General features: G+C 62.5%; 24 protein-coding genes. 15 read left to right on the top strand and 9 right to left on the bottom strand.

What is annotated here, in order from left to right:
• Window positions 1–3 precede the first annotated feature (3 nt).
• Both preA and EFD55_RS11915 read left to right on the top strand, forming a co-directional pair.
• Entirely contained in the window at window positions 4–1,317 is a 1,314-nt protein-coding gene (gene preA, locus EFD55_RS11920; RefSeq protein ID WP_125845249.1) for an NAD-dependent dihydropyrimidine dehydrogenase subunit PreA, read from the top strand.
• A gap of 71 nt (window positions 1,318–1,388) precedes the next feature.
• Entirely contained in the window at window positions 1,389–1,637 is a 249-nt protein-coding gene (locus EFD55_RS11915; protein WP_125845248.1) for an SEC-C metal-binding domain-containing protein, read from the top strand.
• 104 nt (window positions 1,638–1,741) lie between these two features.
• On the opposite strand, the gene prfH is transcribed toward EFD55_RS11915, so the two are convergent.
• The 3 genes from prfH to ftrA form a co-directional block, all read right to left on the bottom strand.
• A complete protein-coding gene (gene prfH, locus EFD55_RS11910; RefSeq protein ID WP_125845247.1) occupies window positions 1,742–2,356 on the bottom strand; it encodes a peptide chain release factor H in 615 nt (204 codons plus the stop codon).
• A complete protein-coding gene (locus EFD55_RS11905) occupies window positions 2,343–3,533 on the bottom strand; it encodes an RNA ligase RtcB family protein (RefSeq protein WP_245438461.1) in 1,191 nt (396 codons plus the stop codon). The genes prfH and EFD55_RS11905 overlap by 14 nt, the downstream gene beginning before the upstream one ends.
• 231 nt (window positions 3,534–3,764) lie before the next feature.
• Window positions 3,765–4,766, bottom strand: coding sequence for a transcriptional regulator FtrA (ftrA, locus tag EFD55_RS11900; protein ID WP_125845245.1), 1,002 nt, complete (start codon window positions 4,764–4,766; stop codon window positions 3,765–3,767).
• A 71-nt stretch (window positions 4,767–4,837) separates the two neighbouring features.
• Here ftrA and EFD55_RS11895 point away from each other — a divergent pair, with 71 nt between their 5' ends.
• Window positions 4,838–5,248, top strand: a complete 411-nt coding sequence (locus EFD55_RS11895; RefSeq protein ID WP_125845244.1) for a rhodanese-like domain-containing protein — start codon at window positions 4,838–4,840, stop codon at window positions 5,246–5,248.
• A 46-nt stretch (window positions 5,249–5,294) separates the two neighbouring features.
• Here the strand turns inward: EFD55_RS11895 and EFD55_RS11890 are convergent, their stop codons facing one another.
• Window positions 5,295–6,317, bottom strand: a complete 1,023-nt coding sequence (locus EFD55_RS11890) for a zinc-dependent alcohol dehydrogenase family protein (protein WP_125845243.1) — start codon at window positions 6,315–6,317, stop codon at window positions 5,295–5,297.
• 102 nt (window positions 6,318–6,419) lie between these two features.
• Here EFD55_RS11890 and EFD55_RS11885 point away from each other — a divergent pair, with 102 nt between their 5' ends.
• A complete protein-coding gene (locus EFD55_RS11885; RefSeq protein ID WP_125845242.1) occupies window positions 6,420–7,319 on the top strand; it encodes a LysR family transcriptional regulator in 900 nt (299 codons plus the stop codon).
• Window positions 7,320–7,393: 74 nt separating this feature from the next.
• Here EFD55_RS11885 and EFD55_RS11880 read toward each other — a convergent pair whose 3' ends face one another.
• A complete protein-coding gene (locus EFD55_RS11880; protein WP_125845241.1) occupies window positions 7,394–8,044 on the bottom strand; it encodes a TetR family transcriptional regulator C-terminal domain-containing protein in 651 nt (216 codons plus the stop codon).
• 301 nt (window positions 8,045–8,345) lie between these two features.
• Here EFD55_RS11880 and EFD55_RS11875 point away from each other — a divergent pair, with 301 nt between their 5' ends.
• From EFD55_RS11875 to hydA, 3 genes are read left to right on the top strand one after another with little or no spacing between them, the layout of a single operon-like run.
• Window positions 8,346–9,599, top strand: a complete 1,254-nt coding sequence (locus EFD55_RS11875) for a Zn-dependent hydrolase (RefSeq protein WP_125845240.1) — start codon at window positions 8,346–8,348, stop codon at window positions 9,597–9,599.
• Window positions 9,599–10,204, top strand: coding sequence for a hypothetical protein (locus tag EFD55_RS11870; RefSeq protein ID WP_125845239.1), 606 nt, complete (start codon window positions 9,599–9,601; stop codon window positions 10,202–10,204). The genes EFD55_RS11875 and EFD55_RS11870 overlap by 1 nt, the downstream gene beginning before the upstream one ends.
• A 34-nt stretch (window positions 10,205–10,238) precedes the next feature.
• Entirely contained in the window at window positions 10,239–11,693 is a 1,455-nt protein-coding gene (gene hydA / locus EFD55_RS11865) for a dihydropyrimidinase (RefSeq protein ID WP_125845238.1), read from the top strand.
• A 58-nt stretch (window positions 11,694–11,751) separates the two neighbouring features.
• On the opposite strand, the gene EFD55_RS11860 is transcribed toward hydA, so the two are convergent.
• Entirely contained in the window at window positions 11,752–12,165 is a 414-nt protein-coding gene (locus EFD55_RS11860; RefSeq protein WP_125845237.1) for a cupin domain-containing protein, read from the bottom strand.
• 94 nt (window positions 12,166–12,259) lie between these two features.
• Here EFD55_RS11860 and EFD55_RS11855 point away from each other — a divergent pair, with 94 nt between their 5' ends.
• From EFD55_RS11855 to EFD55_RS11825, 7 genes are all read left to right on the top strand, one after another.
• Entirely contained in the window at window positions 12,260–13,045 is a 786-nt protein-coding gene (locus tag EFD55_RS11855) for an ABC transporter ATP-binding protein (protein WP_125845236.1), read from the top strand.
• Window positions 13,046–13,084: 39 nt separating this feature from the next.
• Window positions 13,085–14,014, top strand: a complete 930-nt coding sequence (locus EFD55_RS11850; protein WP_125845235.1) for an ABC transporter permease — start codon at window positions 13,085–13,087, stop codon at window positions 14,012–14,014.
• Window positions 14,011–15,138: an ABC transporter permease gene (locus tag EFD55_RS11845; RefSeq protein ID WP_125845234.1), complete on the top strand. Its 1,128-nt coding sequence runs from the start codon at window positions 14,011–14,013 to the stop codon at window positions 15,136–15,138. Before EFD55_RS11850 ends, EFD55_RS11845 begins: the two co-directional genes overlap by 4 nt.
• A 57-nt stretch (window positions 15,139–15,195) precedes the next feature.
• On the top strand, window positions 15,196–16,167 hold the full coding sequence (locus EFD55_RS11840) for an ABC transporter substrate-binding protein (protein WP_125845233.1): 972 nt from the start codon (window positions 15,196–15,198) through the stop codon (window positions 16,165–16,167).
• Window positions 16,168–16,567: 400 nt separating this feature from the next.
• On the top strand, window positions 16,568–17,758 hold the full coding sequence (locus tag EFD55_RS11835) for an efflux RND transporter periplasmic adaptor subunit (RefSeq protein WP_125845232.1): 1,191 nt from the start codon (window positions 16,568–16,570) through the stop codon (window positions 17,756–17,758).
• Between the two features lie 12 nt (window positions 17,759–17,770).
• Complete coding sequence (locus tag EFD55_RS11830; protein WP_125845231.1) at window positions 17,771–21,091, top strand: efflux RND transporter permease subunit; 3,321 nt, start codon at window positions 17,771–17,773, stop codon at window positions 21,089–21,091.
• 164 nt (window positions 21,092–21,255) lie between these two features.
• Window positions 21,256–21,939, top strand: coding sequence for a Crp/Fnr family transcriptional regulator (locus EFD55_RS11825; protein WP_125845230.1), 684 nt, complete (start codon window positions 21,256–21,258; stop codon window positions 21,937–21,939).
• A 35-nt stretch (window positions 21,940–21,974) separates the two neighbouring features.
• Here EFD55_RS11825 and EFD55_RS11820 read toward each other — a convergent pair whose 3' ends face one another.
• Both EFD55_RS11820 and EFD55_RS11815 read right to left on the bottom strand, forming a co-directional pair.
• Window positions 21,975–23,321 (bottom strand): GAF domain-containing protein, encoded by a 1,347-nt coding sequence (locus EFD55_RS11820; protein ID WP_125845229.1) that lies wholly within the window; start codon window positions 23,319–23,321, stop codon window positions 21,975–21,977.
• Complete coding sequence (locus tag EFD55_RS11815) at window positions 23,318–23,776, bottom strand: hypothetical protein (RefSeq protein ID WP_245438460.1); 459 nt, start codon at window positions 23,774–23,776, stop codon at window positions 23,318–23,320. Before EFD55_RS11815 ends, EFD55_RS11820 begins: the two co-directional genes overlap by 4 nt.
• Before the next feature lie 185 nt (window positions 23,777–23,961).
• Between EFD55_RS11815 and EFD55_RS11810 the strand changes: the two genes are divergently transcribed.
• Complete coding sequence (locus EFD55_RS11810; protein ID WP_125845227.1) at window positions 23,962–24,669, top strand: hemerythrin domain-containing protein; 708 nt, start codon at window positions 23,962–23,964, stop codon at window positions 24,667–24,669.
• A gap of 255 nt (window positions 24,670–24,924) precedes the next feature.
• Here EFD55_RS11810 and ureG read toward each other — a convergent pair whose 3' ends face one another.
• Window positions 24,925–25,536, bottom strand: a complete 612-nt coding sequence (ureG, locus tag EFD55_RS11805; RefSeq protein WP_008534592.1) for an urease accessory protein UreG — start codon at window positions 25,534–25,536, stop codon at window positions 24,925–24,927.
• Between the last annotated feature and the right edge of the window lie 55 nt (window positions 25,537–25,591).

Here is a 25,591-nt window from a genome sequence, read left to right as displayed (position 1 = left end):
ACAATGGCTGATCTCCGCAATAATTTCGTCGGCATCAAATCCCCGAACCCGTTCTGGCTGGCCTCGGCGCCGCCAACCGACAAGGCGTACAATGTCGAGCGCGCCTTCAAGGCGGGCTGGGGCGGCGTCGTCTGGAAGACGCTGGGCGAAGAAGGCCCACCTGTCGTCAACGTCAACGGCCCGCGCTACGGCGCAATCTGGGGTGCTGATCGCCGCCTGCTGGGTCTGAACAATATCGAGCTCATCACCGACCGCGACCTGCAGACCAACCTGCGCGAAATGAAGCAGGTGAAGATGAACTGGCCGGACCGCGCGCTGATCGCCTCGATCATGGTGCCCTGCGAGGAACAGGCCTGGAAGGCGATCCTGCCGCTGGTGGAGGAGACCGGCGCCGACGGCATCGAGCTGAACTTCGGCTGTCCGCACGGCATGTCCGAGCGCGGCATGGGCTCCGCGGTCGGCCAGGTGCCGGAATATATCGAGATGGTCGTGCGCTGGTGCAAGCAGTACACCCGCATGCCCGTCATCACCAAGCTGACGCCCAACATCACCGATATCCGCCGCCCTGCCCGCGCCGCCAAGGCCGGCGGCACCGATGCCGTCTCGCTGATCAACACGATCAATTCGATCGTCTCCGTTGACCTCGACAACTTCGCCCCCAACCCGACCGTCGGCGGCAAGGGCAGCCATGGCGGCTACTGCGGCCCGGCGGTGAAACCGATCGCGCTCAACATGGTGGCCGAGATCGCCCGCGATCCGGAAACCCACGGCCTGCCGATCTCAGGCATCGGCGGCATCACCACCTGGCGCGATGCGGCCGAGTTCCTCGTGCTCGGCGCCGGCAACGTGCAGGTCTGCACGGCAGCCATGACCTACGGCTTCAAGATCGTGCAGGAAATGATCACGGGCCTCTCGGACTGGATGGACGAAAAGGGTCACAAGACCCTCGACGACATCACCGGCCGCGCCGTGCAGAACGTCACCGACTGGCAGTATCTCAACCTCAACTACATCGCCAAGGCGAAGATCGACCAGGACGCCTGCATCAAATGCGGCCGCTGCTACATCGCCTGCGAGGATACCTCGCACCAGGCGATCACCAACTTCGTCGATGGCGTTCGCCATTTCGAGGTGATGGACGAGGAATGCGTCGGCTGCAATCTCTGCGTCAGCGTCTGTCCGGTCGAGAACTGCATCACCATGGAGCAACTCCCCGCCGGTTCGCTCGACAAGCGCACCGGCAAGGTCGTCGATCCGAACTACGCCAACTGGACGACGCACCCGAACAACCCGATGGCCCGCCAGGCAGCGGAGTGACGGCTTTGCAACGCCGCGAAAAAGATCTCTCCGCGGCGTTGCGCTGAACTCGCGATGGATTTATCGCGACCATGCTGCATCGTCGCAGCGTGTCAACGAAGAGGAGGCAGCCATGGCTCGCAAACACCTCACCGACCTCAGCTTTTGAGGTCACGTCGAAACGGCGTAAATCCTTCCCATCCGAAGCCCGGGTCAAGACCGGTTCCCAAATCGTTCATGGGAACGTCGAACTCATCGAAAAACTCGGACGCAACGACCCCTGCCCCTGCGGTTCCAGGAGGCGGTTTCAAGAACTGCTGCCTGCAATCCGGCCGCTATGACGGCATTGAGCGGGATTACTATTTTTAGAGACCGTGACTGAAGATGACGGCGCCCTTTGCGGAAGGGCGCCGTCTGTTATTGTGATCAGACCGATAATGCCGGATCACAGCTTGAACGTCTTGACCTCGTTGCCCCGCTCGATGGTCCGATTGGCGACGAAGCGTCCGGATTTGGCCGCCTCCTGCTTCTCAACCTCGATTTGGCGCAGCATCGCTTCGAGACGCCGGAGCGCCAGCGCTTTGTTGCGGTGCTGGGAGCGCTCGTCACGCGCCGTCACCACGAGACCGGTCGGCCGATGTAGGACACGAACCGCGCTATCGGTCGTGTTCTGGTGCTGCCCGCCGGGTCCGCCGGCTCTCAGCGTCTCGAAACGCAGATCGGCCGGATCGATCGTCACCTCGCCGCCCTCCGATCTGGAATCGATACGCTGAACCGCCACGTACCAGTTCTGCCGCTTGTGACCGGGACGTGCCGGGCTCTTGAAGGTGAACCGGATCGTGCCGCAATAGCCGACGGCGATCTGTTCCGCCTCGGGACCATCAATGCTGATGATCGCTGACTTCGCACCGTGCTGATCCGGCATCGGGCCGAGGCTGGTCCCGAAAGAGCAGCCAAGCCTGACAGTCTCGCGTTCGAGGATGCCGAGAAGGGCGGAAAGCGCGATCCGGCACTCTACCGGACCGTTGCCCGACGTCACGAGAAGATCAATAGCGCTCATGGCCGCGCCCTCCTTCCCTGCGATAGTCGGGCTTTCGCCGGCGCTGTTCGACCTCCGCTTCGTCAACCACCTTCTTGAAGGTGACAAGCGGCCGCAAGCTGGCAAGTCCGACGATCAGACCTTCATTTTCGAGATCGCTCACCACCTGCCCGGCATCCTTGTAGGCCGACGCCGCTTCCTCGACGACGAGAGCGCGATCGTCGCAGATCGCGATACCGCCCCAGGAATTGCGCAGCAGCTGTTCGCGTTCGGACCGATTGCGGCCGACGCGTCCATGCATGGTGGCCCGGTCATATTTACGGCCGGCCCCATGAGAGATGCCGCCGAGCGAACGACTGATGCCGGCGCCCGCGACAACCACATGGCTGAGGCTCGCGCGTGATCCCGCAATTGGCGCGAGTTCGCCCGTTGTGACCGCCGCCGCGCCCTTATAATGCACAAACCCGCGATCGTTGCGACGAACGAGATTGTGCGGGATATCGGCGATGAGGCGGAGATCGGCGCGAAGGGCTGCAGCGGCCCGCGCGGCAATGAGCCGCCGGTTCAGGGATGCCCAGGCAACGCAGCGATCATGGCTCGCAAGCCAGGCAGAGCCTGTCTCCGAACCGGGATCGAGACCGGCTGCAAGCCCCGAATGAGCGGCCACGGTCTCCGAGAAGACCGCAGCGCCGAGGGCGCGTGAGCCGGAATGAACGAGCAGATATAACCCCTGATCGTCGAGACCGGCTGCATCTGCGCCTTCGGCAAGATCTTCCACGGCCTGCAACTCGCAGAAATGGTTGCCGCCGCCAATCGTGCCCAAGGCGTCTGGTGCGAGGTCTACGGGCAGACCCGCCTCGGCGAGCAAGTCGCCAGCTTCTCCGATTGCTTGCGTTTCAAGCCGGCGGAGTCGTTCCGCGGCTCTGTCGATCTTCAATTTGCGCAGCGGCAGATCGAGAGCGAAGAGCGACATGCCGCAGCCGATGTCGTTGCCGATCAGCAGCGGGTGCAGCCGGGACGACAACAGCGCCACCCCGGTCGCACCGTATTTGCCGGGGTGCAGGTCCGGAAAGGCTGCGATTTCCAATACGCCCGGCAGGCGGGACATTTCGTCGAGCTGGTTCAAGGCCGCGCCTTCGATCCAGGCAGAACCGGAAAAGAAACGATTGATGACCGCCGGATGAACCGCCGACGTCATCGGGGAGCTTCCGCTCCCGATAGAATTGCCCATGATAATGAACTCTGGATATGAGTGGTCTTTCATCGCCACAACAGGCGATGTTCAACCGGCATGCATCAGCCCGTGGCTGACTTACGCCGAAACCCTCTCGGGGCGTGCTGAGATTTTTGTCATCGTGCGCTCCCTTCCAGAAACAAATGATGCCGCCCCTTTAGGCGAAGCGAGAAACAAATGCAAGCCTGAGGCGTGTTAATTGCCGAACGACTTCCTGTAGGCGCTCGGGCTCGTCCCGAGCCGCCTGCGGAAATGATGCCGCATCGTCGCCAGCGTGCCGAAGCCGCTTGATATCGCGATGTCGTCGAGCGATACCGCAAGCTCCTTTTCGAGAAGATCGCGGGCATGGCGCAGCCGCTCCTTCAGCAGCCATTCGCCGACGCTTAGACCGGTCGTCGCCTCGAAGCGGCGCTGGAAGGTGCGCATGCTCATGCCCGCCCTCCTGGCAAGCAGGCTGATCGGCTGCTCCGCGGAAAGGCTTTCACGCATCCATTCGATCAGAGGGCCCAAGCGAATGCCTTCGCGTTCCTCAGGAACCGGCGCGCTGATGAACTGCGCCTGCCCGCCCTCTCGATGCGGTGGGACGACGAGGCGGCGGGCGACGCTGTTTGCGGCTTCCGAACCGAAATCGCCACGCACCACATGCAGGCAGAGATCAATGCCGGCCGCACTGCCGGCCGCCGTCAGCAAGCTGCCCTCGTCGATATAGAGAACGCCGGCATCGAGCGTGATATCGGGATAGCGGGCTGCGATCGAGGCGACATAGCGCCAATGTGTCGTCGCCCTGCGGTTGGCGAGCAATCCGGCCCCGGCAAGAACCGCAACGCCGGAACAGAGCGACATGATGCGCGCGCCGCGCCGATGCGCGGCTCTGAGTGCTGCGGCGAGCGGTTCCGGCACCGGCGCATCGATCCCCCGCCAGCCGGGCACGACAATCAGGTCCGCCTCGTCGAGCACCTCCAGGCCCTTGTCGACGGCGACGGTCAATCCGCCGGCGGCGCGAAGCGGCCCCGGCTCGATGCCGCAGACCGAGAAGCGATACCAGCCTTCGCCCATCTCAGGACGCGGCAGTCCGAAGACTTCATAGGCGATGCCGAATTCGAAGGTGCAGAGCCCGTCATAGGCAAGGGCTGCGACCAGCGGTCCTCTCGTTTGCTGTAGCGATACGTTTGGCATGATCTTTACGCTGTCGGTCATGATGGCCAATTTCAGAAAGCTCTAGCATCGGCGATACCAGGCGGCAATTCCAACACTGAAAGGAAAGACCGATGCCAAGCCCCGTTGCCGAAATCCCAGCCGCCGAGCCCGATATCGCCGCCGCCCACTATGCCGCCAAGCTCGCCTTCGAGACCGATTGTTCGGATGTCCATGCCGCCTTTGCCGCCTGCAAGAGCGATTTCGTTCTCCTCGACGTGCGCTCGCCGGCACTGTTTGCGCAATCCCATATTCCCTGCGCCATCAACCTGCCGCACGGCAAGATGACCGCGCACCGCATGTCGGAATGGGCAAGGGACACGCTTTTCGTCGTCTATTGCGCCGGCCCGCATTGCAACGGCGCCGACAAGGCCGCCTTTCGCCTCGCCAAACTCGGCCTCAAGGCCAAGCTGATGATCGGCGGCATGACCGGCTGGGCCGACGAAGGCTTTGCCTTCGAACAAGGCGTTCCCGTAGCAGCCTGACCAACCCTCCCTTCTCCCCGGCCGGGGAGAAGGGAAATCGCGATCATCAGAACTCGACGACCACCTTGCCGAAAGGTCCGCGATAGAGATGATCGAGTGCCTGCGGGAATTCTTCGAAGGCATAGCGCTTGTCGATGACAGGCTTCAGCCCGGTCTGGTCGATTGCTCGCACAAGGTCTTCGAGCGCGCGGCGATGGCCGACGGAAATGCCTTGCACGACAGGCGCCTTGAGCAGCAGCGGGCCGGCCGGGCCGGAGACCTCGAACCCTTCGAGGACGCCGATGACGGAAATACGGCCGTTGATCGCCACCGCCTTCAGCGCCTGGCCGAAATGCGGGCCGCCGACGATTTCGAGCACGTGGTCGGCGCCGTAGCCACCGGTCAACTGATAAAGCTGATCGACCCAGTCGCCCTCATGACGGTTGATCGCATGATCGGCGCCGAGGGCAAGGGCACGCTCGAGCTTCTCCCCGCTGCCTGACGTGACGAAGACCTCCGCGCCATGCGCCTTGGCGATCTGCAGGCCAAAGAGCGCCACGCCGCCGGTCCCCTCCACCAATACCTTGTCGCCGGCCTTCAGCCCGCCGCATTCGATCAACGCGAACCAGGCCGTCAGACCGGCGCAGGGCAAGGTGCTCGCCTGGGCAGCGTCGAGCGTGTCAGGCGCGCGCGAATACCATTCTTCGGAAAGCACAGTGTATTGGGAAAGGACGCCCGGATAGAAGCCGCCGCGCGTCTTGTAAGGCGGCGTGCGCGCATCGCCCAACCCGCGTCCATCGATCCAGTCAGGCGAAAAGGTCGAGATGACCCGATCACCCGCCTTGAAACGGGTAACGTCGGGGCCGACTGCCTCCACGACACCCGCCATATCGGAAACCGGCACGAAGGGAAATTGCAGCGGCAACCCCATGCCGCTCTCCATCACCAACCGGTCGCGAAAATTGAGCGAGACGGCTTCCGTGCGGACCAGAACCTTGTTTCCCGAAAGAGGCTCAAGCCTGCGCTCGCCGATCGTCAACCGGCGATCTGGTCCGACCGTATCGATCTGCCATTCCCGTGTGGTCTGCATTGCAGTGCTCCTTGTCCATTGCAGGGAGCAAGAACATATCGTTGAATATTTCTCACCAGTTGCGATATTAATTCGCCAGAATGGTTCCATGAAGGAAACAAAATGGAGCAGTTGAAGGGTATCTCAATCTTCGTCGAAACCGTCGAGGCCGGTGGCTTTTCGGCTGCCGCCGACCGGCTCCATCTCACTCGATCGGCGGTTGGCAAGACCATTGCACGTCTGGAACAGCGCCTCGGCGTGCGCCTTTTCAACCGTACGACGCGCATGCAGAGCCTCACCGAGGAAGGCCGCTTCTTCTACGAGCACTGCCTGCGGGCGGTCGAGGAAATTCGCCTCGGAGAAGCCATGCTGGAATCCGGACGGCGCGACGTGCGTGGCCGATTGCGCATCTCCATGCCCGTGCTGTTCGGTCGCCGCTGCATTGCGCCGATCCTTGAGACCCTGCTCGACGAACATCCGGATCTCGAACTCGACCTCTCCTTCAACGATCGTGTCGTCGATCTGCTCGAGGATGGTTTCGATCTTGCCATCCGCAACAGCCCTCTGAAGGACAACCCGGATCTGATGGGCCGGGCGATCGCCCGCCACCGCCTGACTGTCTGCGCATCACCCACATATCTGGAAAAACATGGTGCGCCACAAACGGTCTTCGATATTCCGCAGCATGAAGGCATCGTCTACAGGCGGGGCGACGACGACAGGGGCTGGATCTTTCCCACCGCAGCCGATCCCCGGCGGCGCATACCGCCGAAGGCGCGACTGCGGCTCGACGATCTCGCTGCGATTTCCGATGCGGCCGTCGCCGGGCGCGGCCTTGCCTGGCTGCCCTGCTGGCTGGTCCGAGAGGAGGTGCTGGCCGGCCGGCTCATTCAGGTGCTGAAGCCTGAAACGGCCAATGTCTTCGATGCCCATGCCGTCTGGCCGCGCTCCCCGGTCATGCTGCCGAAGGTGAGACTTGCGATCGATACCCTCGTCGCCAGATTGCCGGCGATGATGGGCTGAACCGTTCGACGCTGGTCGTTCAACGGCGAACTGGTGCCGAGAAGTGATGCAGCTTTCCAACGGAGGATAAACGGTCAGCTCCCTCGCGGATCCGGCCGCAGTCCGCCGATGAAGAGCTGTTCGAGAAACCGCGCGGCATCCTCGAAGCGCCCTTCGCCGGAATGCTCCTGCCCCAGCACCGCGCGCACCTGGACATCGAAATCCGCATAATGCTGCGTCGTCGACCAGATCGAGAAGATCAGGTGGTAGGGATCGCATTTGGCGATCTTGCCGGATTTCGCCCAGGCGCGGATGACCTCCGCCTTCTCGTCGACCAGTTGCTTCAGCGGCCCCTTCAGCTCGTCCTCGATATGCGGCGCCCCCTGCAGCACCTCGTTGGCGAAAAGCCTGCTTTCGCGCGGAAAATCGCGCGCCATCTCAAGCTTCCGTCTGATGTAGCTGCGTATTTCCTCTTCCGGATTGCCCTCGGCGTCGAAAGCGCGCAGCGGCTCCAGCCAGGTGTAAAGCACCCGGTCGATCAGCGCCCGGTGCATGGCTTCCTTGGTGCGGAAATAATAGAGCAGGTTGGGTTTCGACATACCGGCCACTTCGGCGATCTGATCGATGGTGGACCCGCGAAAGCCGCGTGCCGAAAACACGTCGAGCGCCGCCTCCAGAATCTGCTCTTCCTTCTCCTCCTGGATTCGCGTCCGCCTCAGGGTCTTCGCTGCTCTCGGAATAGCCATCGGCTATTGTTTCCCCTTGAAATTCAACTTCTTCGCTCAAGTTTCGGCTAAGGGAGGCTCCCGCCGCCTTCTTGAGCAACTGCCCGCATTTTTATCGGCAATTTTCGTGATTTTCGTCTTGAGCCCGGCGGTGGAAGTTGTAATGTTTACCAATCGGTCAAATTATCCGCCAGATGAAAAACAAAGGCAACTGGCGATTTTCCGGCGCTCGACAAAACCAATAAGAGGCGCAGGAAGAGACCACGGGAACAGGCGGGCATGCCACTTCGCATGACTGCCGCAAACAGGTGAGGGCATAAGAATGGTGGCAGCACCAGGCGAGAACATGCGCGTCAATGGCGACCGTCTCTGGGACAGTCTCATGGACATGGCGAAAATCGGCCCCGGCATTGCTGGCGGCAACAACCGCCAGACGCTGACGGATTCGGATGCCGAAGGCCGCAGCCTTTTCAAGACATGGTGCGATGAAGCGGGCCTCACCATCGGCGTCGACCGCATGGGCACGATGTTCGCCACCCGCCCCGGCACCGATCCCGATGCCCTGCCCGTCTATGTCGGCTCGCATCTCGACACCCAGCCGACCGGCGGCAAATATGACGGCGTGCTCGGCGTGCTCGCGGGCCTCGAAGTCGTGCGCACCATGAACGATCTCGGCATCAAGACGAAACATCCGATCGTCGTCACCAACTGGACGAACGAAGAAGGCGCGCGTTTTGCTCCGGCCATGCTCGCCTCAGGCGTCTTCGCCGGCGTGCACAGCCTGGACTTTGCCTATAATCGCAGGGACCCCGAAGGCAATCTGTTCGGCGACGAGTTGAAGCGCATCGGCTGGGTCGGCGACGAAGAGGTCGGCGCCCGCAAGATGCACGCCTATTTCGAATACCACATCGAACAGGGGCCGATCCTCGAGGCCGAGGACAAGCAGATCGGCGTCGTCACCCACTGTCAGGGCCTGTGGTGGCTGGAATTCACACTGACCGGCAAGGAAGCCCATACCGGCTCCACGCCGATGAACATGCGCGTCAATGCCGGCCTTGCCATGTCTCGCATCCTGGAAATGGTTCAGGGTGTCGCGATGGGCGAACAGCCGGGCGCCGTCGGCGGCGTCGGGCAGGTGTTCTTCTCGCCGAACTCCCGCAACGTGCTGCCGGGCAAGGTGGTCTTCACCGTCGACATCCGCTCGCCCGATAAGGCCAAGCTCGACCGCATGCGGGCAAAGATCGAGGCGGAAGCGCCAAAGATCTGCGATGCATTGGGTGTCGGCTGTTCCGTCGAGGCGATCGGCCATTTCGAACCGGTCACCTTCGACGAAAAACTCGTCACCTCGGTTCGATCAGCCGCCGAACGCCTTGGCTACAGCCACATGAACCTCATCTCCGGCGCCGGCCACGACGCGTGCTGGGCCGCCAAGGTCGCGCCCGCAACGATGGTCATGTGTCCCTGCGTCGGCGGGCTCAGCCACAACGAGGCGGAAGAGATTTCCAAGGAATGGGCGACCGCGGGTGCCGATGTGCTGTTCCATGCGGTTGTGGAGACGGCGGAGATTGTGGTGTGATGGCGTCGGACTTGCCAACGACTTATCTCGATTATCCGGATGCTTTTAAGTTCTACTTTCAGCAAACTGCCGACGACCTTGCATGGGCTAATGCCAATGCGACACCGGTGAACGAAGGTCCGTGGGGCGACGTCCCTGGCGCGCAGATCTTCTACATTGGCATCAACATGGCAGGCGAGCGGATCAAGCTTCCTCAAATATCGAGCCTTTGGCGCTGTAAACCTTCTGGTATTCAGCTGGCCGATCCAGATGACCGGGACGCGCCCCACCAAACCTATTATGTTACTGGGCGGCCTGGCTCCATTGATGTCGTCCGGATCAAACTCGGCCCTTCCATGCCCGGCCTACTGATCGAACGTCCCGAGGGCAGCCAACCCGTACAGTCAACCGGGCTGATCGACGGCATGGATTTTTACTTTCGCGAATGCGACGGAGTCTGGTCCTTGTCGATCGGCGGTGCTGACGTCCTTGATCGGCCCGACTGGTATTACGAGGAAAAGCACGACAAGCCGAATGAATTGAGCGAGGAGGACGTCTACAGCCTTATCGCCAAGGGTGCGGAACTCCTTAGAAACGGCACGCCCACGATGGCAGTGGAGCCATAAGAGCAACAAGATCGCGGGAAAAGGAACAGCAGCCATGACCACAGTCATCAAAAACGGCACCATTGTCACGGCCGACCTCACCTACAAGGCTGACGTGAAAATCGACGGCGGCACGATCGTCGAGATCGGCCCGAACCTGTCGGGCGACGAAACGCTCGATGCCTCCGGCTGTTACATCATGCCGGGTGGTATCGATCCACACACCCATCTCGAAATGCCTTTCATGGGCACCTACTCCTCCGACGATTTCGAGAGCGGCACGCGCGCGGCCCTTTCCGGCGGCACGACGATGGTGGTCGATTTCGCCCTGCCCGCCCCCGGCCAGTCGCTGCTCGAGGCGCTGACCATGTGGGACAACAAGTCGACGCGCGCCAATTGCGACTATTCCTTCCATATGGCGGTCACCTGGTGGAGCGAGCAGGTCTTCAAGGAGATGGAGACCATCGTCCGCGACAAGGGCATCAACACCTTCAAGCACTTCATGGCCTATAAGGGCGCGCTGATGGTCGATGACGACGAGATGTTCGCGTCGTTCCAGCGCTGCGCCGAACTCGGCGCCCTGCCGCTGGTGCACGCCGAAAACGGCGACGTCGTCGCCTCGATGTCGGCAAAGCTGCTTGCCGAAGGCAATAACGGCCCCGAGGCGCATGCCTATTCGCGGCCCGCCGAGGTCGAGGGCGAAGCCACCAACCGCGCCATCATGATCGCCGACATGGCCGGCTGCCCCGTCTATATCGTCCACACCTCCTGCGAACAGGCGCACGAGGCGATCCGCCGCGCCCGCGCCAAAGGCATGCGCGTCTACGGCGAACCGCTGATCCAGCACCTGACACTGGACGAGAGCGAATATTCCAATCCCGACTGGGATCACGCCGCCCGCCGCGTCATGTCCCCGCCCTTTCGCAACAAGCATCATCAGGATAGCCTCTGGGCTGGCCTCGCCTCCGGCTCGCTGCAGGTGGTCGCAACTGACCATTGCGCCTTCACCACGGCGCAGAAGCGCTTCGGCGTCGGCGACTTCACCAAGATCCCGAACGGCACCGGCGGCCTCGAAGACCGCATGCCGATGCTCTGGACGCACGGCGTCAACACCGGCCGGCTGACGATGAACGAATTCGTCGCCGTCACCTCGACCAACATCGCCAAGATCCTCAACATTTATCCGAAGAAGGGCGCGATCCTCGTCGGCGCCGATGCCGATATCGTCGTCTGGGATCCGAAGCGGTCCAAGACCATCTCGTCCAAGACCCAGCAGTCGGCGATCGACTACAACGTCTTCGAAGGCAAGGAAGTAACCGGCCTGCCCCGCTACACCCTGACGCGCGGCGTGGTCGCGATCGAGGAAGACACCATCAAGACCCGCGAGGGCCATGGCGAGTTCGTCAGGCGCGAGCCGGTCACGGCCGTCAGCAAGGCATTGTCCACCTGGAAGGAGATCACCTCTCCGCGCAAGGTGGAGCGCAGCGGCATTCCGGCAACCGGCGTATGACGATGTCCTCAGACGATACGGCCATCAACCGGGGATCGACGCTTTCATGCCGATGACCTCACGCCGGCACCAGCACGTCCAGTTCCGGCAGAAGCACGACGCTTTCCTGTTCGTTCGGATCGGTGCGGGCGATGATCGCCGTGCACGGCGTGCTGCTGAGGTTCGCCGGCATATGCGGCACGCCGGCCGGGATATAGAACAGCTCGCCGGCATGGACGACGACGTGCTGTTCCAGCCGGTCGCCGTACCAGGTGTGGGCCTCGCCGGAGAGCATGTAGATCGCCGTCTCGTGCGCCTCGTGCAGATGCGCTTTGGCGCGCACGCCGGGCGGGATCGTCAGGAGGTGCATGCAGATGCCCTTGGCGCCGACCGTCTCGGCCGCGATCCCCTGGAAATAGCTGAGCCCCTGCTTGCCGTCATAGGCATGGTTGGGGCGAACGATGTGGCAGGTGGGCTTTGATGTCACGTCCATCCTCATCCTCCATGGAATGTATCGTCGATAAAACCGGCGGTAATGATAGCACGCAAACCGCGTTTCCGCGGCGAAAACAAGATCGGTCGCATTGATGCAAGCACCCTCCGTCGTATCCGCCAAGGATCTCTGTCTCACCTACCAGGCGAATGACGGCCCGGTGCGGGCGCTGAGCGATGTCAATCTCGATGTGCGCAAGGGTGATTTCGTCTCTTTCATCGGCCCGTCCGGCTGCGGCAAGACAACATTCCTGCGCGTCATCGCCGATCTCGAAAAGAGCACCTCGGGTGAGATCTCGATCAACGGCATGACGCCGGAGGAGGCACGCAAGGCCCGCGCCTACGGCTACGTCTTCCAGGCGCCGGCGCTCTATCCCTGGCGCACCATCGAAAACAACATCGCCCTGCCCCTGGAAATCATGGGTTATGGCGGCGCCGACCGGACGAGGCGCATCGCCGAGGCGCTCGACCTCGTCAGCCTTTCCGGCTTCGAGAAGAAATTCCCCTGGCAGCTTTCCGGCGGCATGCAGCAGCGCGCCTCGATCGCCCGCGCGCTCGCCTTCGACGCCGACCTGCTGTTGATGGACGAACCCTTCGGCGCGCTTGACGAAATCGTCCGCGACCATCTGAACGAAGAGCTGCTGAAGCTCTGGGCCCGCACCAACAAGACGATCTGCTTCGTCACCCACTCCATCCCCGAGGCCGTCTACCTCTCGACCAAGATCGTGGTCATGTCGCCGCGCCCGGGCCGCGTCACCGATGTGATCGACTCGACCTTGCCGGCCGAACGCCCGCTCGACATCCGCGACACTCCCGAATTCCTGGGAATCGCCCACCGCGTTCGCGAGGGGCTAAGGACGGGGCATAGCCATGAGGTTTAGGCGGTTGCACCCTCTCGACACCACATGGGGGCAAACCCCATGAAACCAGACACCTTCAAAAACAAGATTGTCCCCGTCACCACCATCCTGCTCGCTCTTATAGCCATCTGGTATGTCGCCGCCGTTCTCATGAATGCGCCGTTCCAGCGCGACATGGACAGCCGCGCCGGCGCCACGCCGACCACCTTCGAATTCGTCGGCAAGACGCTGGCGCAGCCGAAACCGATCCTGCCGGCGCCACATCAGGTGGCGCAGAACGTCTACGAGAATACCGTCCTGCGCAGCCTTTCGAGCAATCGCAGCCTCGTCTACCACGGCTGGGTGACGCTCTCCTCCACCCTGCTCGGCTTCGGCTTCGGCATGTTGCTCGGCATTCTTCTCGCCGTCCTGATCGTGCACAACCGCGCCATGGACCGCTCGCTGATGCCCTGGCTGGTGGCGAGCCAGACCATACCGATCCTTGCCATCGCACCGATGATCGTCATCATCTCCTACAACGTGCTGACTGGAGACAATGCGCTGGCGCATCTCCTGAACCTCGATTCCGACGCCTCCCGCCTCGTTTCCAAGGCGCTGATCTCGACTTACCTCTCCTTCTTTCCCGTCGCCGTCGGCATGGTGAAGGGATTGCGTTCGCCTGAAATCATCTATCTCGACCTGATGCGCACCTATTATGCGAGCCCGATGCAAACCTTCTGGAAGCTGCGCGTTCCGGCCTCGATCCCCTTCCTCTTCACCTCGATGAAAGTCGCGATCGCCGCGAGCCTCGTCGGCGCCATCGTCGGCGAACTGCCGACGGGTGCTGTCGCCGGCATCGGCTCGAAGCTGCTTGCCGGTTCCTATTACAGCCAGACCATCGATATCTGGGCAGCGCTCGTCGTCGGCTCGCTGCTTGCCGGCGTTCTCGTCGCGATCGTCGGCCTTGCGGGAAAGATCGTCGACCGCGCCATGGGAGGGAGGCCCGCATGAGACATCTGAGCTTCTCCTGGCAGGGCGTGACCGCCCTCCTTCTTTGTGCCGCGGCGCTGGCGAGCCTGCCCCTCCTGGGCGAGGGCGCGACGCGACCCTTGAGCGACGGCACGGCGAGCCTCATCTTCATCATCGTCGCCGCAGCCGCTCTCCTGTCTTTTGCGCCGCAGCCGACGGCCTATCGCGCCACCGTGCTGTTCATCGGCGCACATGGCGCCGCCTGGATGCTGCTTTCGGCTCTTTCCGGCAACGAGGCGACGGCAACGCGGGCATTCTTCCTGTTGCTTTTCGCCTCCTGGCTGCTGGCTTGGCGATGCGTCACGGAGCTCTCGAAACTGCAACCCATTACCGCTGTCGGCAAGTCGGCGCTCCAGCTCCTGATTCCGGCGATCTTCGGCGCCTGGATCCTCATTCTCTGGGAGGCGGTCACGCGCGGCGCCGGCGTCCCCTTCATTCTGCTGCCGCCGCCGAGCGCCATCGGCACACGCATCATGGCCTCGCTGCCGATCCTCCGCGACGACGTCAGGCAGACGATCTTCAAGGCGGTGCTGATCGGCTATGTCGTCGGCTGCCTCAGCGGCTTCGTCGCGGCGGTGCTGGCCGACCGCATTGCCTTCCTGCGCCGCGGCCTGCTGCCGATAGGCAACATGGTGTCGGCGCTGCCGATCATCGGCATCGCTCCCGTCATGGTCATGTGGTTCGGCTTCGACTGGCCGTCGAAGGCCGCCGTCGTCATCATCATGACCTTCTTCCCGATGCTGGTGAACACGGTCGCCGGCCTTGCCGCCTCCGGCAGCATGGAGCGCGACCTGATGCGCACCTATGCATCGAGCGACTGGCAGACGCTGCTGAAACTCAAGCTTCCGGCAGCGATGCCCTTCATTTTCAACGCACTGAAGATCAACTCGACGCTGGCGCTGATTGGTGCCATCGTTGCGGAATTCTTCGGAACGCCGATCGTCGGCATGGGCTTCCGCATCTCCACCGAGATCGGCCGCATGAATGTCGACATGGTCTGGGCGGAAATCGCCGTTGCGGCGCTGGCCGGCTCGATCTTCTATGGCGTCATCGCCCTGACGGAACGGGCGGTGACTTTCTGGCATCCGTCTATCCGTGGTGGCTAGACGCGCACGGGCTTTGCAAAGGGCTCGGGCATAACTTCAGAGGGTAAGGACAAGAAAATGAAAAAGTTGATGGTCGCAATGATGGCAAGCGCGATGTCGCTTGCGGCAGCCCATGCGATGGCCGCCGACAAGGTGGTGCTGCAGCTGAAATGGGTCACGCAGGGCCAGTTCGGCGGTTATTACGTCGCCAAGGACAAGGGCTTCTATAAGGAAGAAGGCCTCGACGTCGAGATCAAGCCGGGTGGTCCCGATATCGCCCCCGAGCAGGTGATCGCCGGCGGCGGCGCCGATGTCATCGTCGACTGGATGGGCGGCGCGCTGGTTGCCCGCGAAAAGGGTGTTCCGCTCGTCAACATCGCCCAGCCCTACCAGAAGTCCGGCCTGGAAATGATCTGCCGCAAGGACGGCCCGGTGAAGACCGAAGCCGACTTCAAGGGCCACACGCTCGGCGTCTGGTTCTTCGGCAACGAGTATCCCTTCTTCGCCTGGATGAACAAGCTGGGCCTGTCCACAGAAGGCGGCCCGAACGGGGTCACCGTGCTGAAACAGAGCTTCGACGTGCAGCCGCTCGTCCAGAAGCAGGCCGACTGCATCTCCGTCATGACCTATAACGAATACTGGCAGGCGATCGATGCCGGCTTCAAGCCGGAGGAACTGACGGTCTTCAACTATACCCAGATGGGCAACGACCTACTGGAAGACGGCCTCTATGCGATGGAAGACAAGCTGAAGGATCCGGCCTTCAAGGAGAAGATGGTCAAGTTCGTCCGCGCTTCGTTGAAGGGCTGGAAATATGCGACCGAGAACCCCGATGAAGCCGCCGAGATCGTCATGGACAATGGCGGCCAGGACGAGAACCACCAGAAGCGCATGATGGGCGAAGTCGCCAAGCTCGTCGGCGACGGCTCCGGCAAGCTGGACGAGGCGCTTTATGCCCGCACGGCAAAGGCGCTGCTCGACCAGAAGATCATCAGCAAGGAACCCTCGGGCGCCTGGACGCACGACGTCACCGACGCCGCCGCCAAGTAATTACGCCAGGATGCGAAGCGAAACGCGCGGAGAGATTTCCGCGCGTTTTTTATTTTTCCCATTTAGATGATAAAAACGCCTTGCAGCTGTCGCATTTATCCCAAGTGAAACGTCATTGGGGGAGAAGCTCGATCAATCATCGTAATGTTCGCATAACCCTGCGATGATTGATTCAGGTTCTGATGGTAATTATTATCGCCTCATGGGGAATTGTTTTCCACCGGGCTTGCATATCGAGCAAATCGATACCAACTAGAAGCCGATTTGCCGGCGAGGGATGAAGACGGCAAATGATGTGTGGATACCCCTGAGAATGCAGGAAAGGCGGTGGCCTGGTCGCGAGCTGAAATGGCAGACGCGCGAGTTCGGCTAACCTTGTGACAAGATTGGACCAAGACGCATGGTACTTAAGCCGTTTGGAATTCTAGGAACATCCACTTTTTTGGCAGCGGCTCTGGCTGCATCCGTCGCATTTTCGCAGGAAGCCCCGGTTGCAAAACCGCAGCAGAACCTGCCGGCAATCGTCGTCACCACGGCGGTGAACCGCACCCTCGTCGACCGTGTCATCGGCACGGGAACGGTCAAGCCCGTCGAGGAAGTGTATATCCAGCCGCAGGTCGAAGGCCTCTCGATCCGCACGCTGAAGGCCGATGTCGGCGACAAGGTCCAGGCGGAAAGCACGCTGGCGACGCTCAACGACGACGCGCTAGTGCTGGGGAAAAGCCAGATGATGGCGACGAAGGCCAAGGGCGAGGCGACCCTTGCCCAGCTGCGCGCCCAGCTCATCGAGGCGCAGGCCAATGCGGAACAGGCAAGGCAGCAGCAGGCCCGCGCCCAGGAAATGGGCAAGAAGGGCACGGTTTCCACCGCCCAGGTCGAGCAGGCCGATGCGACCGCCGCCGCCGCCAATGCCCGCGTCGTCTCCGCCGAACAGGCGATCGAGGTCGCCGAAGCCGATCTCAAGGTCTTCGACAGCCAGATCGCGGATGCGGATCTGAAGCTGGCCCGCACCGACGTCAGGACGCCGGTAGCCGGCACGGTCGCGGCAAAGAACGCCAAGGTCGGCGCCATTGCCGCCGGCAACGGAAATCCGCTGTTCACCATCATTCGCGACGGTGATGTCGAGCTTGTCGCCGAAGTCGCCGAAAGCGACATCGTCAGGGTCATGCCGGGTCAGAAGGCGACGGTTTCGCTCTCCGGCAGCCGTGAAAAACTTTCCGGCGCCGTGCGCCTGGTGTCGCCGACCGTCGATCCGGTGACCCGCCTTGGTCTCGTCCACATCTCCATCGACGATGACAGCAAGGCGCGTTCCGGCATGTACGGCAGCGCCGAGATCATCGTGCGCGAGGCCGAGGGCGTATCGCTTCCCCTGACCGCGGTTCTCACCGGCAGCGAGGGCTCTTCCGCCCGCAAGGTCGAGGGCGGTGTGGTAAAATTCGCGAAGATCGAAACCGGTATTCAGGACGGCCCCTATGTCGAGATCATCAGTGGATTGAAGAGCGGCGATGAGGTCGTCGCCAAGGCGGGCGCCTATGTCCGCGACGGCGACCACATAACGCCGGTGCATGAGCAGCCCTCGGCTTCCAACTAAAGAGACCATCCGATGAATTTTTCAGCCTGGTCCATTCGAAATCCCATCGCGCCGCTTCTGGCCTTCTGCCTGCTGATCTTCATCGGCATGCAGTCCTTCAATTCGCTGCCGATCACGCGCTTCCCGAACATCGACGTGCCGCTCGTTTCGATCAGCGTGACGCAGAGCGGCGCCTCGCCGGCCGAACTCGAAATGCAGGTGACGAAGGAGATCGAAGACGCGATCGCTTCCATCACCGGCATCGATGAAATCCAATCGACCGTGACCGACGGCAGCTCACAGACCAACGTGATGTTCCGCATGGAAGTGCCGACGGAACAGGCGGTACAGGACGTCAAGGACGCGATCGACCGCATTCGCAGCGATCTGCCGGCCACAGCCGAAGCACCGATCGTCACCAAGGTCGATGTCGAGGGCCAGGCAATCCAGACCTTCGCCGTTTCCTCGCCCGACATGTCGCTGGAAGAACTCTCCTGGTTCGTCGACGATACGATCAAGCGTGCGCTGCAGGGCCAGGCCGGCATCGGCCGCGTCGACCGTTACGGCGGCGCCGAGCGCGAAGTGCGTATCGAGCTCACTCCCGACAAGCTGAACGCCTACGGCATCACCGCCGCAAGCGTGAACCAGCAGCTGCGCGGCACCAACGTCGACCTCGGCTCGGGCCGCGGCCAGGTGGCGGGCAGCGAACAGGCGATCCGCGTTCTCGGCGATGCCCGCAACGTCGCCGAGCTTGCAGACACGACGATTGCGCTGCCGAGCGGCCGCTTCGTCAAGCTGTCCGAACTCGGCGCCATCAAGGATACCTACGAGGAGCCGAAATCCTTCTCGCGCTTCAACGATACGCCGGTTGTCACCTTCGGCGTCTTCCGTTCGAAGGGCGCCAGCGAGGTCAGCGTCGCCGAAACCGTGGGCAAGAGTCTCGACAAGGTTCGGAGCGAAAACCCGAACGTGAAGATCGAGATGATCGACGATTCGGTCTATTTCACCTACGGCAACTATGAAGCCGCCATTCATACGCTGCTCGAAGGCGCGTTGCTCGCCGTCATCGTCGTCCTGCTGTTCCTCAGGAACTGGCGCGCGACCCTGATCTCGGCCATCGCCCTTCCGCTCTCCGCGATCCCGACCTTCTGGGTCATGCACATGATGGGCTTCTCGCTGAACCTCGTCAGCTTCCTCGCCCTGACGCTCGCGACAGGTATCCTCGTCGACGACGCGATCGTGGAAATCGAGAACATCGCCCGCCATATCAAGATGGGCAAGACGCCTTATCGGGCGGCGATCGAGGCGGCTGATGAAATCGGCCTTGCCGTCATCGCCACCACCTTCACGATCATCGCTGTCTTCGTGCCCGTTTCCTTCATGCCGGGCATTCCGGGCCAGTATTTCATCCAGTTCGGCCTGACCGTTGCCTTCTCCGTCTTCTTCTCGCTGCTGGTCGCGCGCCTCATCACCCCGATGATGGCCGCCTATCTGATGCGCGCCGAAGACGGCGTCGATGACCATCACGACAATGACAGCCTGCTGATGCGTGGTTACACGCGCCTCATACGCGGCACGACCGGGCGTTGGTACACGCGTTATGCGACGCTGCTTGTGGCATTCGGTTTCCTGGCCGGCTCCATTTTGCTGCTGATGCAGGTTCCCGGCAGCTTTTTGCCGCCGGAAGATGCCTCGCGCATCGTTCTCTCCGTCGAGCTGCCGCCCAATGCACGGCTTGACGATACCGAGAAGACGACGGATGCGATCTACGACAGGGTCAAGGACATCAACGGCGTCGAAAGCGTCTTCGTCCTCGGCGGCGCATCGCCGAAGGGGGAACTCGAACTGCGCCGTGCGACCATCACGCTGGCACTTCACAAGCTCGACCAATCGCTGATCAAGAAGATGGTCAACGACGGGCTCGGCCATATCCCGGTCATCGGTCCGATGCTGCCGAAGGTGGAAGTCCACGGCCGCGAACGTCCGCAATGGAGTATCGAAAAGGAAGTCTTCGCCAAGCTGCACGATATTCCAGACGTTCGTATCTTGAAGCTCAACGACCGCGGCGAACGCGACCTCTCCTTCAACTTCCTCTCCAAGAGCGAGAAGGACCTGAACGACGCCGTCGGCATTCTGGAATCCAAGCTTCGCGCCGACCCGCTGCTGGCCAATGTCAGCGCCGACGGCGCCCTGCCCCGCCCGGAACTGCAGGTCTACCCGCGCAAGAACGAGGCCGCCCGCCTCGGGATCACGCCGCAACAGATCTCCGAGACGATCCGCGTTGCCACCATTGGCGATGTTGATGCGGCCCTTGCCAAGATCTCGCTTGACGATCGCCAGATCCCGATCCGCGTCCAGGCTGCGCTCGATATGCGCCGCGACCTTGCGGCCCTCCGGGCATTGAAGATCCAGACCGCCAGCGGCGGCACCGTTCCGCTCTCGAGCGTCGCCAATATCGACTATTCGGAAGGCGTAAGCTCGATCAAGCGCAACAACCGCTACCGCGTCGTCTCGATCGGCTCCGACCTGCCGCAGGGCGTGGCGCTCGATACGGCTTCGGCCCGGTTCCGCCAGATCGTCGACGAAGCCAAGATCCCGGCCACGGTACACCTTGCCGAAAGTGGCGACACCAAGGTGCAGTCCGAGATGCAGCAGAGCTTCGTCAACGCCATGTTGATGGGCCTCCTGCTGGTGTTGACCGTGCTGATCCTGCTCTTCAAGGACGTGATCCAGCCCTTCACCATCCTGTTCTCACTGCCGCTCGCCATTGGCGGCGTCGCAGCTGCCCTGATTCTCACCAGCAATCCGCTGTCCATGCCTGTCATGATCGGCATCCTGATGCTGATGGGTGTCGTCACCAAGAACGCTATCCTGCTCGTGGATTTCGCGATCGAGATGCGCCACCAGGGCATGGCCCGCGTCGAGGCCATGGTCGAAGCCGGCCGCAAGCGCGCCCGGCCGATCATCATGACCTCGATCGCCATGTCGGCGGGCATGCTGCCTTCCGCGCTCGGTGTTGGCGAGGGCGGTTCGTTCCGCGCGCCGATGGCGATCGCGGTGATCGGCGGCATCATCGTCTCGACAGTGCTCTCGCTCGTCGTCGTGCCCTCCTTCTTCCTGATCATGGACGATCTCTCCCGCCTGCTCGGCTGGATGTTCGGCCGCCTGGTCGGCAGGAAGGACGCGGAGGACCTGCCGCTCTCGCGCGAGGATCTCACCCGCGTTACCCGCGAAAACCAGAGCGACATCGACTCGCTGGACGAGCGCCTGACTGCGATCGAAAAGCCGGACAGCAAGCGCAAGAGCGCCAACGACACCAACGTGCTTCGCTTGCCGCCCTTCGCGGCGGAGTGAGCGAACTGCAGGAAACGGACGGGCCGGGGCGATCTCCCGGCCCGTTTCGTTTTGCCGGTCCTTTTCGCATTTGAGCGAAATCAATTCGGTCGCCATCTCCCTCCTTTATCTTAGCCGGCATGCACGGGAAATCGAAAAGACGGGCTGTTGCCGGAGGCTGGGAGATGGAGCGGACGCCGACATTCGGCGGGCATGAAATGACCATGCTTGCCGGGGCAGACATCATGACCGGGCTCGACCAAAACGAAGCCGCGGCGCTGCGCGCCTGCGCCACCGTCCGCCTCTGCGATCCGCACGAGATCCTTTTCGAGGAGGGCGAGAGGGCCGCCTATTTCTACTGCGTGCTCAGCGGTTATATCAGGCTCTATCGCAGCAACGGCGACAACAGGTTTGCCGATATCCGCATCTGCGAGCCCGGCGACAGCTTCGCCGAATGCCTGATCCATGCCGAAGCGATCTATCCCTACGGCGCACAGGCAGTGGACGATAGCGTGCTGGCGTGCTTTGACATCGCCAGGGTACGGCCGTTGCTCGATGAGCGCCCGAGGATCGGCAAGGCGATCATGCGCAGCCTGTCGCTGCATCTGATCTCGACGATGGAATGCCTGGCGGGCGACCGCATGCAGACCGCGCCGCAGCGCGTCGCCCACTATCTGCTGACCCACTGCACCGAAAACGGTGCGGCCGCCTCGCTGCGGCTACCCTTTCCGAAAGGCCTGCTTGCCCGCAAGCTGGGTCTCGCGCCGGAAGCGCTCTCGCGCGCCTTCTCGACGCTGAAGACAGCAGGTGTGACGGTCCGCGGCCGGGCCATCGCAATCAGCAACGTCGATGTGCTGCGGCAGCTCTGACCGTCCTTGTCGCCATGAGGGGAAACCCGTCGCGGTCAGTCTTCCACCACCTCAATCTCGGGACGGCCGGCGAGGATGAGCCGCAGGCGGCCGCGGTCAACGCGCTCGAGCATGATCGGGCCCGCCTTTTCCTCCAGTCGCCGGCGCAGCAAGATCAGCCGGGTCTCCAGATTGTCCTTGAAGTCAGGCAGTTGCAGGCGCCGGTCGCGGCGTATCTCGCGGTTCAGGAAGTCCCGCTTGCCGATGCGCGCATAGTCTTCAAGGAAATGCAGGAGCAGCCGCCCCGGCACGCCGCGGATGAGATAATCGTCATCGACGAACAGCGAACCGTCGCGTGGGTAGAAGCGCACGGCGATGCGCCGGCCGGCGGGCACGCTGCCGGAAGGGTCGGCCGGCGCATCGGCCTTTTCGCGCCCGTTCGTCTCCCCCCGCTCGCGTTCCTCGGAAAGGAAGGAGAGCGCGGTGGCCAGATGCGCCGCGATCACGACCAGCGCCTCCTCGTCACGATGGCGGAAGGTAAAGCGCTCGATCGATTCCGAAAACAGCACGCCGACGAGCCTTCCCCGCGCGACAAGCGGCAGCGCGATCTGACTGAGCGGCTTGTCAAGCGCCGGAAGCGGGATCGGCGTCGTATCCTCGACGCCCGCCATGGTCCGCACCGCCTGGATATAGCGCTGGCCGCGGCTGAGATCGGTGATCCGCACATTGCGCCGCCGCTCGGCCGCAATCCCGATAATGCCGCGCCCGAGAGGAACCTCCGCGCCGAAGCCGAACTGGTCGTAGCCACGGCTGGCGATCGTCGTCAGCCCGCCGCGTTCGCCGTCCGGCACCAGCACCATGGAATGGTTGTAGCCGAAGAGCTTGCCGAGGCCCTCAAGCGTCACGTCGAGCAGCGTTTCCGGATCGCTGCAGTCTGACATCCGTGCCGTCAGCCTCGCCACCTTGCCCATCAGGTCGGGCAGCACGAGCGGCTCCGGCTCGACCAGCGGATTGGCGGCCGGCACGGCCCGACAGTCCTCCACCCGGTAGATGTCGACAGCGCGCAGCTTCATGATTCCGGTCATCCGGCTTTCCAGGATCGCCAGATGGATCGCCACCCGCTCGAAAGTCTCGCTCTCCGTCTCGGAGCGCTCGAACGTCAGGTCGAGCACATGCTGCTGGCCGCTATAACCGTCGACTACCATCACGGTCGCGAGCCCGTTGCGCGCCACGTTGGTGGCGGTTTTGGAGAAGAACTGGTTGGAGAGCGCGACATGCGTCTCGTCTACATAATGCACGTGCGAGAGATAGGAGATATTGGGCATTCCGTCCGCATCGGTGGTGGCGATGACGGAGGGAATGATACCCTCGAAACTGTCCCGCAGCCTTTCGAGCGGAATCATGCGACGGCTTCCGGCGTCAGCCTGCGTCCGGCGCCCGGCCCGGGCGTCTGCTCGAAGATCTCCTGCGGCTCGATCGTCATGCAAACGAGTTCCTGGTCCGAGAGCGTGCTCGAGAGCTGCATCCGGGTGACCCCGAGCGCCAGCATCCGCGCGAGCTGTTCTGCGACATAGGCCTGGCCCAGTGCCCGGAAGGCGGCATCCGCCGGCCCCGCCTCCAGGACCCGGCCCTTGATCTGGTAGGCCTTGTAGTCGGCGGCCCGCACAAAGGTCGTGGCAATCGGCCGGCCGGCCAGCGCCTCGCCCGCGGCATCAGGCCATTGGCTGCCGGAGGCGAGAAAGTGTAGATGCCCGCTCTGCCGGTCGACGCGTACGCCGGAGCCGCGGCCAATCATCGGCCGGCCGGCCTCGTCGCGCGTCGCGAACAGGATCATGACGGGGCTCTCTATGAATTCCACAAGTTCCGGCCCCAGCAATGCTTTTCCCCCCGATGTCAGGCGATGATAGTTAGTTAGGATATTCTTAGCAATCGTTCCAATTGCTTAGGATGGTTTTAGGAAGCGTCTCGCAAAGGCCTCGGTTATCTCACGGCCATCAGCCCGGCGCACATAAGGAGGCGCCGGCCAACGAGAGGAAAACCATCGTGAGCCACGAATTCTCGCTTACCAGCATCCCCGATCTCAACGGCCGTTACGACATTTACGGCGCGATACACAAGGGCCTGCGCAAGGCCGGCTGTGACCTGCTCGGACGCCTCGGCACCGCCGATTTCCAGAATGTCGAGGAGACGATCTTCCTGATCGGCGACCTGCGCCATTACCTGATGCTTGCCGCCTCCCACGTCAGTCACGAGGACGACAACATCCACGTGGCGCTCGCCGCCAAAGGCGTCTCGACCGTCACGCTGGACGAGCAGCACGACGACCACCGCACCGCCTTCCGCGAACTCGAAGAACTTGTTGTCGCCTGGGAGAACGCTTGGCCGTTGCACAAGTCCGCCTGCGGCCGCAAACTTTATCTCGCCTTTGCCGCCTATATCGCCGACGACTTCGCGCATATGCATGAGGAGGAGGCGGTGACCGGCCCTCTGCTGTGGCGCAACTTCACCGACCAGGAAATATTCGGCATCGAGATGCGTATCATCGGCTCCCTGCCGCCGGAGAAGAGCATGGCCTTCATGCGCCTCATGATCCCGGCGATCAATCCGGCGGAGCGTGCGGCACTCTTGGGCGCCATGAAGAAGGATGCGCCGCCGGAAATCTTCCAGGCAGTCATCGACTTCGCCGTCCGTCCGGGGCTTTCGGCCGGCGACTTCGCCATGCTTGCCGACGCGCTGAAGCTGGCCGCCTGAAAAGATTGCTGCGGGCGGAGGATCGAGGCTCCGCCCGTGGCATCGCCGAGCATTTCCGGAGAAGAACCATGTGCAAACCGAACGGCAAGGCCGGCATTCCGGCCGCGTGTCCGCGCCGCGGCGATTGTCACAGCTGCCCCATGCTGCTTTCCGCCCTGGCGGGGGAAGGAAGCGCCTCGCGTCTTGACGCGCTCGTCAAAGAAGGACGCCCGCCACCCGCGTCGGAGAACCGCTCTAGGTCAATTCAGACTAAATCTAGAGCCCGCCCTGCTCTCTCAGGAAGCTGACGATCGAGCTGACCCCATCGCCGCGCTTCATGTCGGAGAACACGAAGGGGCGGCTGGCGCGCATGCGAGTCGCATCCCGGTCCATCACTTCGAGATCGGCGCCGACATGGGGTGCGAGATCCTTCTTGTTGATGACGAGCAGGTCCGAGCGGGTGATCCCCGGCCCGCCCTTGCGCGGGATTTCCTCGCCCTGGCAGACGGAGATGACATAGATGGTGATATCGGCAAGATCAGGCGAAAAGGTCGCCGCCAGATTGTCTCCGCCGGATTCGATGAAAACGACGTCGAGATCGGGGATACGCTCGTTAAGGCCGGCGATCGCCTGGAGATTGATCGTCGCATCCTCGCGAATGGCGGTATGCGGGCAGCCGCCCGTCTCCACGCCGACGATCCGGTCCGAAGGCAGCGCCTGCATGCGCACCAGCGCCTCGGCATCCTCGGTCGTATAGATGTCGTTGGTGACGACGGCGACGGAATAGTCGTCGCGCATCGCCTTGCAGAGCTTTTCCGTCAGCGCCGTCTTACCCGAGCCGACCGGTCCGCCGATGCCGACGCGCAGAGGTCCGTTTCTTGATTTCATGTGTCTTACTCCAATCGAACCCGATGATAGCGCCGCCGCTGGCGAGCGCCACCGT

The sequence above is a fragment of the Rhizobium pisi genome, assembly GCF_003938655.1.
GTDB classification, from domain to species: domain Bacteria; phylum Pseudomonadota; class Alphaproteobacteria; order Rhizobiales; family Rhizobiaceae; genus Rhizobium; species Rhizobium pisi.
The sequence above is the reverse complement of the archived record's forward strand: the minus strand, read 5'-3'. Positions and strand labels throughout refer to the sequence as shown.